Raw genomic sequence first — 16,441 nt, 5'->3', positions numbered from 1 at the left:
GGGCTTCTCAGACGCCGGCCGGCGCGCAGGCCGCGGCGACCGCACGCACATCCAGCGCGCTCTTCGGCAACGGATTGTTCGGCCGCGTTTCGAGCCAGAAGCGGTACAGCGTGTTCTTCGCCGATTCGAGGCGATAGTTGCTGGTCGCGCGCATGTCGGACAACGGCGCATAGTCGTTGCCGAGCGCGAGCATCGCCGCCCGTGCGGTGGCTTCGTGCCATTCGGCGTCGCGTAGCACCGCTTCCGCGTGCGTCGCCCGTTTGGACGTGGCGGCCATGCCACCGAATGCGATGCGCGGCTCGCGGATCAGGTTGCCGTCGGCGATGAACGAGAACGCGGCACATACGGCCGAGATGTCTGAATCGAAACGCTTGGACAGCTTGTAAGTGCGGAACTGCAGGTTCTTGCGTACGCCGGTGCGCGTCGGCACCTTCAACCCGACGACAAACTCGTGCTCCGCCATGTCCTTCTTCTGATACGCGAGGTACAAGTCTTCGAGCGGCATTTCGCGCTCGATCTCGCCGCCGCGCACGATCACGCGCGCGCCGAGTGCGATCAGGCCCGGCATCGAATCGCCGATCGGCGAGCCGTTGGCAATGTTGCCGCCGAGCGTGCCGGCGTTACGAATCGGCAGCGACGCGAAGCGTTGCCACATTTCGTTCAGTTCGGGATATTGCTTCGCGATCTCCGCGTAAGCCCTTTCGACGCTGACACCCGCGCCGATCTCGATCCATTCGCCATTGGTTTCGAGCTTCTGCAGCCCCGCGATCTGCCCCACGTAGACGATGTTGCCGAGCTCGCGCATCTGCTTGGTGACCCACAGGCCGATGTCCGTGCTGCCGGCGAGAATGCGCGTGGCCGGTTCGGCTTCCTTGATCTTTGCGAGTGCCTCGACCGTGCGCGGTGCGTCGAACCGCTGGCCGGCGTGCTGATAGTGGAATGTATCCGTGCGCTCGAGCGTGGCAAGCGTACTGGCGAGTGCCTCGACATTCACCGGCGCTTTCGGCGCGGGCGCTTCGAACATGCGCACCGCCGCGTCGACGATCGGACGGTAGCCCGTGCAGCGGCACAGGTTGCCCGTCAACGCGTTGCCGATCACTTCACGCGACGGCACCGTTTTGTTGGCGCAGCTGTGCTCGTGGCCGTGCTTTTCGTAGAGCGACCACATCGACATGACGAAGCCCGGCGTGCAGAAACCGCACTGCGAGCCGTGACATTCGACCATCGCTTCCTGCACCGGATGCAGCGAGCCGTCCGGCTGGCGCAGGTCTTCGACGGTGAAGAGCGCTTTGCCGTCGAGCGTCGGCACGAACTGGATGCAGGCATTCACCGCCTTAAAGTCGACGCCGCCCGCCTCGTTGCGCTCGCCGATCACGACCGTGCATGCGCCGCAGTCGCCTTCGGCGCAGCCTTCCTTGGTGCCCGTGCAATGCGCGTCTTCGCGCAGATATTGCAGGACCGTGCGGGTGACGGGCGCGTCCTTGATCTCGCGGATCGCGTTGCGGTGATAGAAGCGAATCGGCTCAGTCATGTCTCGTTACTCTCGAATGTTCTGTGTCCGCGGGGACGTGCAGCAGGGATGGTTTGAAAACTATCACCGTCAATAAACACAACCCATAGCTCCGATCGCATGAGGGACATATCCGCAAAAAGATATCGAGATGGGTTTGAGGGGCGGTTGACTTATGGTGCATTTGAATTTTTGCCTTATTTTTGGTTTTTATATTGCTCAGCAGACAATCTGTAGTGAACCGCTTTTGCTGCTCATGCCGGGAAAACAGGCCTGAACGGGCCGAAACCGGCCCACTATAAGGTTCCTGAAATGGCTTTTTGCAGGTCGATTTATTAAGCAAGTTCTGCAAGAGAATCGGTTCCATGTGAAAATCACGTCTTCCCGCCGAATTCAAGTCTCGTTTTCCCCATGTCCACCGACTCAGCGACACCTCACAGCGAATTTGCGACCACTCTCCAGATCATTCCGGTCGTCTTTTTCACCTTTCTTTGCTACCTGACGATCGGCATTCCGCTGGCGGTGTTGCCGGGCTACGTCCACGACGACCTGGGGTACAGCGCCGTGCTGGCGGGTGCGGCGATCAGCGTGCAATACCTGGCTACGCTGGCATCGCGGCCGCTGGCCGGCCGTTCCGCGGATACGCTGGGGCCGAAACGGACCGTTACGATCGGCTTGCTGGGTTGTGGCGCGAGCGGAGTGCTGTTGTTGCTGGCCGTGCTGTGTGGCCGCTGGTCCGTGCTGAGCCTCGGGTTGCTGGTGTGCAGCCGACTCGTGCTGGGATTCGGCGAGAGCCTGTGCGGCACGGGTGCGATTCTGTGGGGTATTGGCCGGGTGGGCACAAGCAACAATGCGCGGGTGATTTCGTGGAACGGCATCGCGACGTATGGCGCGTTGGCGGTCGGTGCGCCGCTCGGCGTGGCGATTGCGCACGCGGTCGGGTTTGCGGCGCTGGGGATTCTGGTGATTCTGCTGGCGGCGCTCGGGTTTTATCTGGCTCGTCCTATTGCACCGGTGCCGATCGTGCACGGCGAGCGCATGTCGTACCGAAGTGTGTTTACTCGCGTGTTGCCGCATGGGATCGGGTTGGCGCTTGGCTCGGCCGGGTTTGGGTCGATCGCTACTTTCATTACGCTATTTTATGCGGCGAAGCATTGGCCGAATGCGGCGCTTTCGTTGACCGTGTTCGGTACGCTGTTTATCGGGGCGCGGTTGCTGTTCGCCAATACGATCAAGACCTATGGTGGATTTCGGGTCGCGATTGCTTCGTTTTCGTTTGAATGCGCCGGGTTGCTGATGTTGTGGCTTGCGCCGGAGCCGCATGTTGCTCTCGCCGGGGCGGCTTTGACCGGGTTTGGGTTTGCTTTGGTGTTTCCCGCTCTTGGGGTCGAGGCTGTTGGGCTCGTGCCGCCGGCTAGCCGGGGAGCGGCGTTGTCGGCTTATTCTGTTTTTCTTGATCTCTCGCTTGGGATTACCGGGCCGTTGGCTGGGTATATTGCAGGTGAGTTTGGGTATGGGTCGGTGTTTCTCTTTGCGGCGGTTGCCGCTGCCGTGGCTGTGGGGCTCTCGGCTTTTCTTTATCTTCGGAATGCTAAGGTTACTAATTTGCCTGCGGCGCTTTGAGGTTTTTTTTCGGGGCTGTTTGGGGTGGGGCCTTTTTTTCGGGGAGCTTCGGGTTTTGGCCTTTTTTTGAATTGTTTTTGGTTTATTAGGGTTGCCCCTGTGCGGGGCGGCACTCACTTTCTTTGCGGCCGCAAAGAAAGTAAGCAAAGAAAGCGGCTCACACCGCTAGTTCTTAAACGGGGCCCTCGCGCAGCCACGGTAGTGGTGCATCTGGAATCTGCACTCTCGCACATTCGGCGCAAGTGACAAGGCCGTCATACTTCCCGCCTCACGCTACGCGCTCGTCTGAACGGTCTGCTCAAAACCAGAGACTTCGTTTAAATGCGGTTAGGCCGTCGGCTTCGCCTCGGCGAGACGCCGGAATAAGCTTCCACTTGTTCAAGGCGCGTTTCGCTTGAACGCATATGCGTTTCATACGGCACTCACCGCACAGGAATTCGGCCCGCGTTCCAAGTTTTAACGCCGTACCCTTCAGATACGAACAACGCATATGGTGCGTCTATTGTTTGCGTCTGTTGTTTGCGTCTTCCGTTTGTACCGCTCTTCTGTATCTCTTTTCGAGGCTGGTCTGAAGTGCTGTGTCTCTGTGTCAGTGCGCCGTTGCTATACGTCGCGCCATCGTTTTGAAGCGAATCGCCCTGCTCGGCACTACCCTGGTTGCGCCGATTCGTTCGCGATTGTCTGATGGCTTCCGACTCGCCTTGGCCAGAAGGTTCGCCGCGTGACGCGCCGTGATCCGGCTTTGAGGTACTCCTTTCGCGTCCAGTGCAATGACCTGATACAACTCACGGTCGATCTCGGCCTCCCTCTGGTAATCTTCGCCCGTGTCGATCAGCAGCTCCAGCAATCTCCTCTGCCGATGCCGTTCTTCACGCGTCACCGCCGGACTCCTAACTATTGAGGCCGCAAGCGTAATCAGCTTCTCCAGTTGGCTCAGTTGCCGTTCAACCAGCCCAAATGCAGACAAAGCGAGTTTCTCGTATTGAAGCGCCTCAACCGGCGGGCGCGACGTGGTGCGTGAATTCTTGACGGATTTACTCATGACGCGATCTCCCTGAAACTTACTCGGATCGCCCGACACTCACTTGAACGTTGGTGAGCGGGCACAATGACGGGATTCGCAGACCGGCACGTAGAACCAACAACCGGTGAGCCTTGAGGCTCCCCCGCCAAGGCCCGCCCATGAGAAAAAGACGTGCGAAGGCAGCCGCACTCCTGCTTGTGCAAGCATGCGGGTTCTACGTAACACAGGCTGCGAACCCTGTTTGCCGTGAACCGCACGACAAACCAAGTTTAGCGACATCATCCCGCGAGTGGTTATGCGTATGGACTAAAACGCGTCCGCGGCCACGAATTCCGATATTTCGCAAACATCCTCCCGAACGGAGGACTACACCACCCAGGAAATTTCTGCAAAAACCCTCGGCGATGTGCAGACGAACTACCGCGACGGAAGCATGACGGCCTTGTCACATGCGCCGAATGTGCGAGAACACGGATTCCAGATGCACCACTACCGCGACTGTGCGAGGGCCCCGCTTATGAGCTGCCGTTGTAAAACGCGACAGTGAGAGACGCTGCAATGAATACACACGACGATGGGCGCATGTCTCGCATGCCGGAGCCGTGGGAACTGGAGCAGGACGAGTACAGCTTCATGGCGAGAGGCTTGCAATGCCTTCTGCTCCGTAACGATGTGACGCTGACGTGGTCCGGTCTCGCGGAAATCAGATTGGTCCGATATCTGCATCCCGCGCAACGCGGTGCAATGGATCGCGCGCTCAGGCGGTCCCTCGGTTCCCCCTGCTGCGAGTCCTTCCTTGGCACGCCTCCGTGCGGCGCATCACATATATTTGAGCGTTTCCACACCCGCCCCGGCACGTTGCGCATATGACATATCACGCTGTTACAGTCACGCTTGAAAATATCGGCGGCATCGTTGTCGTGAAAGACAAGTACAACTCCACCACGCAGGGCGTTACATTCAATGCCACGATTGCGGGGAAGCGCCAATATGCCGTCGTGATGCGTGGCAATCCCCGGCTGGACAATGGCATGGTCGTGACTGCGGTATTGCGTGATCCTGAGAACTGGCAAACGCTGGCGGGTTGGCTCAATCACGCAACCGGCGAAATTTGCGGCGTGGATTCGCCCGGTCAGCGGGGCGCCATTTGTGCGTTCACGATCCTTTTCGGAATCGTTTTCCTGCTCAGGGCACTGCGTCCGGATACAAGCACGGCCTTCATGGTGGTGCTGATTTCCGTCATGGTGGGGGGTAATGCGTGGTCGATGCTTGCGCTGCGCAAGTCACTCATTGTTTACCGGCTACTCAAGCCGTGGATGTTGCGCTGAAATTCGAGCCAGCATCGCAAGCGGTATGTGAGGAAACGGAAAAGGCCGCGCGAAGCGGGCCGGGACATCAATGGTCGAGCAATTCTCCGCTTAACGTCACCAATTGGAAGATTGGATGATGTCGGTGTTGATCCACTCCTTTGCCGACTTGCCGCGCATCATCAGCAAGGCTATCACGCGAAGCCATACGCAAGCCGCTATCAACGCGATAGCCCACACTCCAAGCATGTAGAGATACGCGCCGCCCCAAAGCGTCCACAAGAAACTGAAAGCCGCGGTCCATTTTAATAAAGCATAGCCGCGCGTTTTCCCCCTTAACGCGAGACTCAATGCGAACGGGTTCGCCATCAGGCTTGCCAGTGCAGCAAGATAACCAGCCCAGGGTAAAGAACAGTGGTAGAGCATCGCTATTAGGACTACGGCTTCACAGCCAAATGCAACAGCGAAGCCCGTTAGCAAAGCCTTGATAGAGCGCGGCATTGTCATCATGGTCACTTGTATGTCACGCTTTTGCAAAACGCCACTCCGCTTTCCACATCGCTCCAGCCCTGCTCCTTGGCAAGATTCCGGCAGAACGCATCCTTGTATGCGTCTTCTCCTACTGGCGTGAGACTACCCGGAACTGGCGAGCCTCTAATAAAAAAGGTTTGTCCGGACGCACCGTTATCGGTCATGCAGACAAACAATCCTTTTGCGGACATTATTTCATCGTATGTGTAAAAACCATATCCGCTTCCGACAACAGTATTCCCCCAATAGAGCGAACAACTCGCGGTGGATGCGGGCTTCGTAAGTTGAATCTGGCTCGCAAGAAGCCTGCCGAGCAAAGCGCTCGTCGAATTCAGATACGGTTGAAATGCGGATTGAAGGTCAGATGCCAATACGACAGCGCTAATTGCTATAGCCGCAGTAGGGCCGATTTCCGCAAGCGCCAGTACCGTGAGAGCAATCGTACCGGAGGCGCTTACAAGCGTTAGAACATCCCCAGGATCCACTTTTTTATTCGGGTCTTTCCAGTCCACCATGAGCCGGGTTAGCGCGGTTGTCGCAACTAGTTGATTGGTAACGATACGGATCGGTTGTAGCATCTGAGCCACATTGCTTATGGTCGCGACAACCGTTGTCCCGGTGTGCAAGATCGACAGTGAGTCACGCGGATTCTGAGCGATGCCCATGAAGGCCTGAAACGTCCCCATGTTATTGGAGCCAGCTTCCATAAAGTGCACAATCAATTCTGTTGATGCCATTTCATTCCGCCTTCGATTCTTTACTCCAGGGAGCAATTGAGTTCACAACCGAACTAACGGACGGCGCGACGGACGGCTCCGCCCCAACTACATAGCGATAGTAAAGCTGTACATTGCCGGTTTTTGGCTGGTAAACCGGCTGCGCGATGAATGACTTCGACTGAGAAAAGGTCAGTGGCACTACGTCCACGATCTGTGAGAAAGCTCTATCAGTTGATATCTGCAAACTGCCAGATATATCGCTTTTAGGATCATCAAAATTGATGAGACGCACCCAGAATATCCACGCCCCGTCATCACGCTTGAGTGCCGTTGCGCCGTTCGTTAGCGCGTAACCACGTCGTGCCGTCCCTGGAAGTTGAGGGGTTGCAGGGGCCGCCTGTGTGACGCGCGAGGCGATGCCGGCAAGCGAAAGTGCACCGACATGCAAAAATAATCGTCTATTCGTCATTGCTTTTCTTATTGAGCGTGAATCGTTGTGCGACAAAAAGTAGCTTGGCTACGATTGAAACGTATCGCGCAAACGAATCACTTCACATCAGGCAATTCTGAAAAGAAAGGGGATTGATGCGTGCTGTATGGTCACGCGTGATTTGCCATGATGCATGGCGGACGCTTTTTATACCTTCGTGGCTATCGCGTGGTCATGCCAGTGCTTACTCGCGTAAACCGCGCTGCCGACGTACTCCGCTATTGCTGCGGCCGGCTGTCTCCGTTTGCTGCGCGGTCCGTCCAGCCCGTCTCGTACCCAAGAATCTGAAAACGCAGGACTCATCTGTCAAATTTCGTCACGACGTCACTGGGTGAAATTAAGTGTGATTAAATCGACCTGCTGGTCCACGACAGGGACGGGCATGAGCAGGCGGGTCTTTTCCCTTTGACCGCCTGCGGGCCTAATGCCAGTGGACCGGCACCTGCAGGTTTCCCAAAAAGACAGGGCGTGAATAATCGCGCCCTGTCGTCAAACGTCCCTCGACGTCATTCAGGCCGCGATTGCGGTTGCAGTCGTCGGCGGCCTGAGAACGGTCGCACGCACATCTTCGTCAAGCAGAATCAGATTGTCGGTCGCGATCAGCGCGAACATGATGTCTTCCGCGTCCGCCACGCGACTGAATTTCTCCGCAAGGGTGACAAGCCCCCGAGCCGGACCGGCATATTGTAGGGCTGCCGGATTTGATGAACAGGGAGAATGACGATGCTCGACTTCCAGCGCCAGCCAGTCAAGATCGCACATATCAACGTCAGGACTGAAATACATGGCGACGAGGAAGTTACCGCCGTGGTCTGAAGCTGACGTTCGATGCACCGAACTTCGTGCTCGACAAACTGAGCCCATCGCTGCGCGCGTCACTGTGCGAAGCCGCGAACGATCCCGACATGCTCGGGCCGGACAGAACGAACCTGCCGCACCTCAAGAACCCGCAGCTTGGCACGCTCAGATGGGCCGGTGAGTACGAGCCGGTCAGCCCGCACCTGCACACGGGCGCAAAGCCACAGGACGATCTGCTTTTCACGGAAGCCAACTTCGGAAAGATCGCATTTGTCCTGAAGGAAGGCGGGACTTCGCTACGCGTGTGCAGATCCTGCCAAACGCTGAAGAGGCGGCGAAGTTGATGATGCTGCTCAAGCATGAAATCCCCGCAACGCTCAACGCGGACGATGCGGTGGATGTAACAGGCCCGGCGGCCGACGACGACGAATGACGCAGGGCAACACCCGGAGCGGGCGAGGCCGGTCTGCTCCTTTTATCACGTCCAGAAGATTCTTGGCGATACGGACGGCCGTATGACGCAGCGCTACCTCAAGGCGCGCGAAACGAAGCTACATGAGACGCTGGCAATCCTCGACCGACGGGCGTATATCAACCGCGCTGCCCGAGGCCGCCTAAATCGATCCTGGCGCGCCCCGGCCAGCAGAAAGCTCGCGATACTCTCGCGGGCTTTCTGTTGTCTTTCGACAGTTACTGCCGCCAGCGACTGATACGAATTCCATTAAGGTCTGACTCGCTCGCTATCTTGTCTAGCGCTGCGGTCATTGTGACTGCGATAGGCGCCGTTATTGCTCCCCGATACTCTGCGGCGCGATAGGTTCGATCGATCAATGTACGCATTGCCGCTCCTTGACTGTCCTTAAGCAGAGCGATGAAGTCATCCTCTGTCGCCTTCAGCAACGCCGTTTCGATCCGGTTGTTCCAACTGTTCTCTTCTATCATCAGCTCCATTGCTGCCGCCAGGTCAAGTGGACCTTCTTCTTCGGTCAGTACCTCTGCGAAGCGTCGCTTCAGATATTCATCATCTATGTCCTTGCCAAACGCAGAATCGTCGATCTTGAATAGTCCAGGACGTCCGGAGTTGAGAGCCACGTATCTGTCAACCACTCCGTCTGCTTCAGCGCTAAAGCCGAGATCCCGTAGCAATCTGACCGTACTGTTCAGATTGAGTGGGGTAATCACCGTCGCGGCTACTTCGACAGCATTGACGAACGCGCGCATCAGTTCCTGGGCGGTACCGTCGATTCTGTAGTGAAATGTCTTCCACACCCCTTCAAAAATACCATCGAGCCGTGCTCGGTCATCAACCTCGTCCAAGGCTCGCGCGTACTTTACAAGTTCAGACCCGTGTGCGTAGCCGTTTCTCAATACAGTCAGTACTTCGGCGTCAAATTCATCACATGAGAGAAATCCGCAGCCATGCAACTTTTCGCGCCACTCTTCCTCAATGGTGTCCTTGCTTACACCCATAGCAGTGGAATACCAATTGTAGATTTTGACTTCTTCCGTCGTCGGAAAGCCAATTCCCGTCTCGTACAATGCCCCTGCAAACACTGTTACCGCGATAGCCGTTTGCTTTTTTACAGCACTAGAACAATCGGGGATAACACTATGGATAGTGCGCAATCCGTTCGCAATTCTCTGGACGGTTCGGATATTACAGATGCCGAGTTTTTCTATGCACGGTACGGCGTAATCTCGTAGCGGCGTATTGGCGGGCAAGCCCAGTTCGACCGCTTCAGTCGGGGTTGTCACAAACGCGAGCTTCTTGTCTATGACTTTTTCACTGGCTCGTTCGTAATGTTGGGCTCGCTCGCCCAACATCTCCTCGTTAAAGAGCAGAATGACCTTGCACTGAGATTCGGTCTTAAGTTCAGAAACGAGCCCCATCAGTTCATCCATTTCGATGCCGGAGCCGAGACGTTCAATGTCATCGATACAGATGATCGTTTTGCTAACTAACGAAGCAGCAACTGTTTCGAGCAACACCGTAATCTGCTTTCCGCCGTAGGGGATCTTTTCGGAAGCTGCGGTGATAGCTTTCCAAAAAGCCATTCCACGCCCCTTACTAAAGACATGCTCGGCGCCCTCGACAACCTGACCCATCTTGTCACGCTGCACAGGAAAGCGCCTTGACTTGATAAGGATCATCGAGCGAAGTTCGCCAATCGATTTGGCTCCGAAGGCTGAGACGTACGCGTAACGGGTTAGCGAACCTTCGCGGGAATATTCGTTGAACAGATTCTGCAAGGTGTAGGTCTTGCCGACTCCCCATCTGCCGCTGATTGCCAATACCTCTGGAGTCGTGCTGTCTAGAAATTCGTTGATTACGCTTTCGATGACGGCCCTGGTCATTTGTACTTTTCCTAGTATCTGACTGGTCTGGTGAACGGATACTAGCGCAAGCCACGGTGCTTGCGAAAAAGTCCAGAAACTGCGCAGACGGCAGAGTCAGTTGGTTAACGCGAAGCTGTCACGTGGTCCTTTTCCCAGGTCTGTACCGCATCGCGCACGGCCGGCGTATCGGTCGTCAGGTCCGTGCGCCTGATCTGGTCAAGCACCCGTTCGCGGGCGCGCTTTGCGTCCATACCGTCCGCGACCTTGCCGACCGTCACGCGCCCCTGGGTGCCGTCGGGGCGGGTCCACCGGTAGATAAAGCTGATCGCGGGCTCAGCCGTCGCCTTCTTGCCTCGCGGCATGACACGGACGCCGAACCCGGTAATCTGGTCGTCGTAGATATCGCGCTGCCTGTCGGTCGCGCCTTCCTTCATGAGTCGGGCGACCAGGTCTCGGTTGATACGTTCTTTTGCCTCGGGGCACCTCGTTTCGAATCGTTTTCGGACAGATTTCGGACAAGTACCGTAACGGACTACCGCGAACCGTTACGGCCTCAAACGAACTTAAGTCGCTGATTCTATTGACGAAACGAACTCTAGTACACCGAGGCGAACTACACAAATTCCCCGCACAGGGGCAACGCTAATAAACCAAAAAACAATTCAAGAAAAGGCCCCCCCAAAAAACCACCCGGGGGCCAGCCCCACCCTCACTCCACTTTCCCCTTATCAAGCTTCTTCCCAGTAGCCGCGTTAAACCGCTCGACATACTCCTCGATCAGCCTACGCAACGCACGTCCAATCTGCCGATAATCCGACTCATTAAGATTCGCCAACGACACCCGCCCGGACGGATGTTCAGTACCGAATCCTCTCCCCGGCAACAACACAACCCGCGCCTCCCTGGCAAGCCGGAACAAAAGTTCCGAAGGCTCCGTATTCTTGAAAAGCCACTCGACAAACTCACGCCCAAACGCACGCTCCCCAAGAAACTCCATATCAAGAATCGTGTAGTAATCCACCTGGTTCTTATCATCGTCTTCAAACGAAATCCCGATCTCTTCATACAGCGCGCGCTTGCGGCTACGAATCAACCGCTTCAACGCATTCTTGTACGCGTCCGGCGTATCCATCAGCGAGAACAGCGAAAACAACACCATCTGCACCTGCTGGGGCGTCGACAGTCCTGCCGTGTGATTCAACGCAACAGTCCGGCTATCGGCCACCAGTCGATCGATGAACTTGAGCTTATCCGGCTCCGTCGTGATCGACTCGTAACGCGTATGCAGTTCCTTCTTCACATCCTTCGGCAATTCGGCAATCAACCGGTCGAGCACATTGTCCCGATGCGTCGCGATCGTGCCGAGCCGCCAGCCCGTCGCACCGAAATACTTCGAGTACGAGTACACGAGAATCGTGTTTTTCGGCGCAAGCGCAAACAGCGACACGAAGTCGTCGGCAAACGTGCCATACACATCGTCCGTCAACAGGATCAGATCGGGCCGCGCTTTCACGATATCGGCGATCTGTTCGAGGCTTTCATCGCTGATCCGCACCGACGGCGGATTGCTCGGATTCACGAGAAAGAACGCCTTCACTTTCGGGTCGCGCAGCTTGTCGAGTTCCGCTTTCGAGTACTGCCAGTTATTCTCGACGCTGGCGTTCAGATTGACGACGTTCAACTTATAGTCGTTCAAACGCGGAATCTCGATGTACGGCGTGAAGATCGGCATGCCGAGCGCGATCGTATCGCCCGCCTTGATGAGGCGGTTCTCGCGCAACGTGTTGAAGATATAGGTCATCGCGGCCGTGCCGCCTTCCACGGCAAAGATGTCGAACTCGCCGATGAACGGATGCTTGCCGATCATCTCGCGCCGCAAGTACTGCCCGACAATCACCTCCGACAGCTTCAGCATCCGGTCCGGCACCGGATAGTTCGACGCGAGAATGCCCTCGCACATTTCATACAGGAAGTCGCCCGCAGACAATCCCAGTTGATCGCGTACATACGACACCGCACCGCGCAGAAAATCGATCCCGGGCACGCCCCGGTTTTCGCGCAGGAACAGCTCGAAACGCTCGGTCAAACCTTCGCGCTTCGGAAAACCGCCGACACCTTCCGGCATGTAGGCGAACGAGCGTTCCGATTCGCGCATTGCAAAGAGGCCGAGTTGCCAGAAGCCGTGGCGCGGGATCGTCGCGAGAAAATTCGGATTGCCGCGCCCGGCGTTGAGCATGGATGCATTGGCGGGCCGCTCCACGGCGCTGCCGCCGGCGGCCTTGATCAGTTCGTCCTTCAACTCGAACGGGCTGAGCGCGGAGAAATCCTGCTCTGCCGTATCCGCGTGTTTCTTGTCGCCCTTCTCTTTTGCCATGATGCGTTCTCCTGAGCCAAGTAAAAGACGCCGGCGCGACGAATGATCGCCCGATTGACGCCGGCGTAAGAGAGATCGATAGACGTGCGCTAGACCAGCCCGACCACGAGCGGGCCGAGCAGCGTCAACGCGACGTTCGCGATGGCATACGTGATCGCGAACGGCACGGTCGGCACAGCGCTTTCGGCCTTGTCGAGCACGCCGCCGAATGCCGGATTCGCACTGCGCGAGCCGGACAGCGCGCCGGCCAGGATGGCCGAGTTGTTGTACTTCAGCACGTAGCGGCCGAACAGCATGGTGAGCAATAGCGGAAACAACGTGACGAACACGCCAAGCAGGAAGATCGTCATGCCGCTCTGTTTGACGGTGACCACGGCCTGCAAGCCGGAGTTCAAACCGACCACCGCGACGAAGGCCGCAAGGCCGAAGTCCTTCAGCAACTGCGAGGCCGCGGAAGGCATCGCGCCATACATCGGATGCTTGCCGCGCATCCAGCCGAACAGCAACCCGGCCAGCAGGCAGCCGCCACCCGAACCGAGGGTGAGCGGAATGCCGGCCACGTTGACGACGATCAGCCCGATCAACAAGCCGAGCACAATGCCGACACCCATGTAGATGAAATCGGTCTTGTTGCTATACGGCAGTTCGTAGCCGGCTGCCTCGACGGCGCGCTTGGTGTCTTTCGGCGAACCGTAGAAGGTGATGACGTCGCCGTGCTCCAGTTTGGTCTCCGGCAGGACCGGCAGTGGCTGACCGACGCGCGAGATACTCTGGATATAGACGCCGTGCCGCATATCGCGATCCACCACGGCCCGCGCGGCGGCGATCGTCGTGTGATTCATGCCCTTGCGCGTGAACACGGCTTCGCGTGTCTGCATGACGGCGCCTACGTCCTCCACGGTGGCAACTTCGCCTCCGGCCGCGCCGAATTCGACCACCGCCTCGCGGCGGCCGACCACGAGGACCACGTCGTCGGGTTTCAACACCAGGTCGGGCGCCGGGTCGAGCGGCTGGCCGTCGCGCTTGATCCGCTCGATCGTCAACAGGTCGTGATGCAGAGTCTCGACGGCCTTCACCGTTTTCCCGGCGCTGACATCGATCTTGTACGCGCGCCCCACCATCTCGGGCAACGCAGAAAGTTGCCCCGGTCCGGCGGCCGCCGCGCCCGCCGTCAGTTCGCGCTCCACTTCGACCGAGGCTTCGCGCAAACCCTGGCCCATGAACTTGGGCAGAATATTCACGCACACGATGATCGCGCCCAACGAGCCGAACACGTAGGTCACCGCGTAGGCAATCGCCACGTCCGATTGCAGCGACTTGACCTGATCGGCGGGCAGGCCGAGACGCGCGATCGCGTCGCCCGCCGTGCCGATGATCGCCGACTGCGTCAGCGCGCCCCCCGCGAGTCCGGCGGCGAGCCCCTTGTTGAGGTGAAACACCTTCGCGCATACCACCACGGTGATCAGCGCGGTGACGGCCAGAAAGACGGCCATTGCGATCTCACGCAGCGTCTTGCGGTTCAGCGAGTTGAAGAAGCCCGGACCGGAGTCATAGCCGACCGCGTAGATGAAGACGGCGAACATGACCGACTTCACGCCGTTGTCGATCGTCACCCCCGCCTGACTGATCACAACCGCGGCCAGCAACGACCCGCCCACACCGCCCAACTGGAATTTGCCGAAGTTGATCTGCCCGATGAAGTAGCCGGCCGCGAGCGACAGAAACAGCGCAATCTCGGGTGATTTCTGAAAGATATGATGTAGCCAGTCCATCGTGCCCTCGCTGAATAGTTGGCGATACTGAGTACTGGGTGCTGCCTGTGCATATGTGGCGCAATCGTGTCGCTTCGCGCATGCCGTGTGCCGCGTCTGCCGGCCGTGGCATGGCGCGCCACGGCCGGTACATCTGCCCGCCTAGTGGAATTTCCCGGCGAGACCAACTACCACCGGCCCCATCAGCGGCAACAGAATGTTCGAGAGTGCATACGTGATCGTGTAGCCGATCACAGGGGTGGAGTTGCCTGTGACGCCCACCAGTGCGCTGATAGCGGGCGTGCTGCATTGCTGGCCGGCAATCGCGCCGAGCAGCATGGGTGCTTCGAGCTTGAGGAACATGCGACCGATCCAAAGGGACAGCAGACCCGGCACGAGCACCATAAGAATCCCGGCAACCGGCAACGCCAGACCGTATTCGCGCACCAGCTTGATCGCGTCCGGTCCGGCCGACAAACCCACTGCGGCGATGAAAGTGGCAAGGCCGAAGTCCTTGAGAATTTGCGCCGCCGCCGAAGGCAGCGAACCGATCACCGGGTAATGCGAACGGATCCAGCCGAACAGCAGCCCCGACAACAGACAGCCGCCGCCCGTGCCGAGCGCGACCGACACGCCGCCGATCCGCCCGCCGAGATGGCCGATCGCCATGCCGACCAGCACGCCGAGCCCGAGATAAACGAAGTCGGTCTTCTGCGTGGCCACGACCACGTAGCCCAGACGCTTCGCGCCGCGCTCGACGTCGGCCTTGCCGCCCACCAGCGTCAGCACGTCGCCACGATTGAGTTCGGTGCCGGGCAGCGCGGGCACCGTGGTCTCGAGCCGCGTGACCGCCGCAATGTAGACGCCGCGTCCGTTTTCGGGCGTCGCCTGTTCGCGTACCTGCGCGACCGTCAGCCCGTGCAGGTCGCGGCGCGTCAGCACCACGTCGAGCTTCTCGGCCATCACCTGGCCGAAGTCCGTGCCGTTCACTTCTTCGCCGAGAGCGGCCGCAGCCGCCACGATCGCTTCACGCCGCCCACCCAACAGAATGACGTCGCCGGGCGCGAGCGTGAGTTGCGGCTCGGCCGGCACGTTCGCGCCGTCGCGCCGGACGCGCTCGACCGTCAGATTGAAGCCGTACTGCTGCTCGAACGCCCGGATCGTCGCGCCGGCCGCCGCGCCGACGTGGAACGCGCGGCCCACGAGCGCCGGTGCGGCGGCGAGTTGACCCTCGCCGTACGCGCCGTCGCCGCCGAGCTTGCGCCACACGCGCTCGGCTTCGTCGCGCAGATTGATGCGCAGCAGCAGCGGCGCGAACTGGCTCGTGAAGAGCACGATGGTGATAAGGCCGAACAGGTAGCTCACGCTGTATGCGGTCACGATGTTGGCCTGCAGGCGCGCCGTTTCCACCTCGCTGAAGCCGAGCTTGGAAATCGCTTCGGAAGCCGTGCCGATCACGGCCGACTCCGTCGCCGCACCGGCCAGCAGACCAGCGGCCGTGCCGGCGTCGAGCCGCATGACGGTCACCGCGATCATGATCAGCACCAGCACCGAAACGATTTCGACCACCGACAACAAACCGTAGCGCCAGCCGCGCCCGATGTTGGCAAAGAATTGAGGGCCGCCGGTGAAGCCCAGCGCAAAGATGAACAGCGCAAAAGCGATGTTCTTCAGGTCGGGGGCAAGGCGCGCGCCGGTCTGCCCAAGTAACAACGCCACGATCAACGTGCCGCACACGCCGCCCAGCTGAATGGGCCCAATGCGGAACGAACCAATGAAATATCCGATTGCAAGGCTTGCGAACAGCGCGATCTCGGGTTGAGATCTCAGCAATTCACCGATCATGTTGGCTCGCCGATTGACGGGGTTATTAGCAGGAGGCTGAAAAAAAATTCGAAGAATTCCAACGAATTCATTTCAGCCAGTATGACGCCCACATCACTCAACCGGCATAGCGATTGAGTGAAAACATAATTT

Annotated in this window: 14 protein-coding genes; 3 read left to right on the top strand and 11 right to left on the bottom strand. The window is 58.5% G+C overall.

What is annotated here, in order from left to right:
* Positions 1-7 precede the first annotated feature (7 nt).
* Complete coding sequence (gene xdhA, locus PDMSB3_RS03140; RefSeq protein ID WP_165184530.1) at positions 8-1,531, bottom strand: xanthine dehydrogenase small subunit; 1,524 nt, start codon at positions 1,529-1,531, stop codon at positions 8-10.
* 390 nt (positions 1,532-1,921) lie between these two features.
* Between xdhA and PDMSB3_RS03135 the strand changes: the two genes are divergently transcribed.
* Entirely contained in the window at positions 1,922-3,133 is a 1,212-nt protein-coding gene (locus PDMSB3_RS03135; protein WP_165184527.1) for an MFS transporter, read from the top strand.
* A 589-nt stretch (positions 3,134-3,722) separates the two neighbouring features.
* Here PDMSB3_RS03135 and PDMSB3_RS03130 read toward each other — a convergent pair.
* Positions 3,723-4,175, bottom strand: coding sequence for a hypothetical protein (locus PDMSB3_RS03130; protein WP_165184525.1), 453 nt, complete (start codon positions 4,173-4,175; stop codon positions 3,723-3,725).
* A gap of 848 nt (positions 4,176-5,023) precedes the next feature.
* Between PDMSB3_RS03130 and PDMSB3_RS03125 the strand changes: the two genes are divergently transcribed.
* Positions 5,024-5,485, top strand: coding sequence for a hypothetical protein (locus PDMSB3_RS03125; protein WP_165184522.1), 462 nt, complete (start codon positions 5,024-5,026; stop codon positions 5,483-5,485).
* Between the two features lie 96 nt (positions 5,486-5,581).
* Here PDMSB3_RS03125 and PDMSB3_RS03120 read toward each other — a convergent pair whose 3' ends face one another.
* The 4 genes from PDMSB3_RS03120 to PDMSB3_RS37740 form a co-directional block, all read right to left on the bottom strand.
* A complete protein-coding gene (locus tag PDMSB3_RS03120; RefSeq protein WP_165184519.1) occupies positions 5,582-6,001 on the bottom strand; it encodes a hypothetical protein in 420 nt (139 codons plus the stop codon).
* Entirely contained in the window at positions 5,977-6,732 is a 756-nt protein-coding gene (locus PDMSB3_RS03115) for a hypothetical protein (protein ID WP_165184517.1), read from the bottom strand. The genes PDMSB3_RS03120 and PDMSB3_RS03115 overlap by 25 nt, the downstream gene beginning before the upstream one ends.
* 1 nt (position 6,733) lies before the next feature.
* Positions 6,734-7,183 (bottom strand): hypothetical protein, encoded by a 450-nt coding sequence (locus tag PDMSB3_RS03110; RefSeq protein ID WP_165184514.1) that lies wholly within the window; start codon positions 7,181-7,183, stop codon positions 6,734-6,736.
* 531 nt (positions 7,184-7,714) lie between these two features.
* Positions 7,715-8,038, bottom strand: coding sequence for a hypothetical protein (locus tag PDMSB3_RS37740; RefSeq protein WP_165184123.1), 324 nt, complete (start codon positions 8,036-8,038; stop codon positions 7,715-7,717).
* A gap of 8 nt (positions 8,039-8,046) precedes the next feature.
* On the opposite strand from PDMSB3_RS37740, the gene PDMSB3_RS37735 reads away from it, so the two are divergent.
* On the top strand, positions 8,047-8,346 hold the full coding sequence (locus PDMSB3_RS37735; protein ID WP_232064093.1) for a hypothetical protein: 300 nt from the start codon (positions 8,047-8,049) through the stop codon (positions 8,344-8,346).
* A 346-nt stretch (positions 8,347-8,692) separates the two neighbouring features.
* Here the strand turns inward: PDMSB3_RS37735 and PDMSB3_RS03095 are convergent, their stop codons facing one another.
* The 5 genes from PDMSB3_RS03095 to aspT (PDMSB3_RS03075) form a co-directional block, all read right to left on the bottom strand.
* Positions 8,693-10,357 (bottom strand): P-loop NTPase fold protein, encoded by a 1,665-nt coding sequence (locus PDMSB3_RS03095; RefSeq protein WP_165184512.1) that lies wholly within the window; start codon positions 10,355-10,357, stop codon positions 8,693-8,695.
* A gap of 104 nt (positions 10,358-10,461) precedes the next feature.
* Positions 10,462-10,773, bottom strand: coding sequence for a hypothetical protein (locus tag PDMSB3_RS03090; RefSeq protein ID WP_165184509.1), 312 nt, complete (start codon positions 10,771-10,773; stop codon positions 10,462-10,464).
* A gap of 275 nt (positions 10,774-11,048) precedes the next feature.
* Entirely contained in the window at positions 11,049-12,713 is a 1,665-nt protein-coding gene (locus PDMSB3_RS03085) for a bifunctional aspartate transaminase/aspartate 4-decarboxylase (RefSeq protein WP_165184507.1), read from the bottom strand.
* A gap of 89 nt (positions 12,714-12,802) precedes the next feature.
* Positions 12,803-14,485, bottom strand: coding sequence for an aspartate-alanine antiporter (gene aspT / locus PDMSB3_RS03080; protein WP_007179094.1), 1,683 nt, complete (start codon positions 14,483-14,485; stop codon positions 12,803-12,805).
* Between the two features lie 141 nt (positions 14,486-14,626).
* Positions 14,627-16,309, bottom strand: coding sequence for an aspartate-alanine antiporter (gene aspT / locus PDMSB3_RS03075; protein WP_007179095.1), 1,683 nt, complete (start codon positions 16,307-16,309; stop codon positions 14,627-14,629).
* Positions 16,310-16,441: the final 132 nt, after the last annotated feature.

The organism is Paraburkholderia dioscoreae, assembly GCF_902459535.1.
Taxonomy (GTDB): Bacteria; Pseudomonadota; Gammaproteobacteria; order Burkholderiales; family Burkholderiaceae; genus Paraburkholderia; species Paraburkholderia dioscoreae.
This window is presented reverse-complemented; position numbering and strand designations above follow the sequence as displayed.

Bases quoted from the DNA above. Each gene is read 5' to 3' on its own strand.
- xdhA (WP_165184530.1), bottom strand. From the start codon at position 1,531: ATGACTGAGCCGATTCGCTTCTATCACCGCAACGCGATCCGCGAGATC.
- PDMSB3_RS03135 (WP_165184527.1), top strand. From the start codon at position 1,922: ATGTCCACCGACTCAGCGACACCTCACAGCGAATTTGCGACCACTCTC.
- PDMSB3_RS03130 (WP_165184525.1), bottom strand. From the start codon at position 4,175: ATGAGTAAATCCGTCAAGAATTCACGCACCACGTCGCGCCCGCCGGTT.
- PDMSB3_RS03125 (WP_165184522.1), top strand. From the start codon at position 5,024: ATGACATATCACGCTGTTACAGTCACGCTTGAAAATATCGGCGGCATC.
- PDMSB3_RS03115 (WP_165184517.1), bottom strand. From the start codon at position 6,732: ATGGCATCAACAGAATTGATTGTGCACTTTATGGAAGCTGGCTCCAAT.
- PDMSB3_RS03110 (WP_165184514.1), bottom strand. From the start codon at position 7,183: ATGACGAATAGACGATTATTTTTGCATGTCGGTGCACTTTCGCTTGCC.
- PDMSB3_RS03095 (WP_165184512.1), bottom strand. From the start codon at position 10,357: ATGACCAGGGCCGTCATCGAAAGCGTAATCAACGAATTTCTAGACAGC.
- PDMSB3_RS03090 (WP_165184509.1), bottom strand. From the start codon at position 10,773: ATGAAGGAAGGCGCGACCGACAGGCAGCGCGATATCTACGACGACCAG.
- PDMSB3_RS03085 (WP_165184507.1), bottom strand. From the start codon at position 12,713: ATGGCAAAAGAGAAGGGCGACAAGAAACACGCGGATACGGCAGAGCAG.
- aspT (WP_007179094.1), bottom strand. From the start codon at position 14,485: ATGGACTGGCTACATCATATCTTTCAGAAATCACCCGAGATTGCGCTG.
- aspT (WP_007179095.1), bottom strand. From the start codon at position 16,309: ATGATCGGTGAATTGCTGAGATCTCAACCCGAGATCGCGCTGTTCGCA.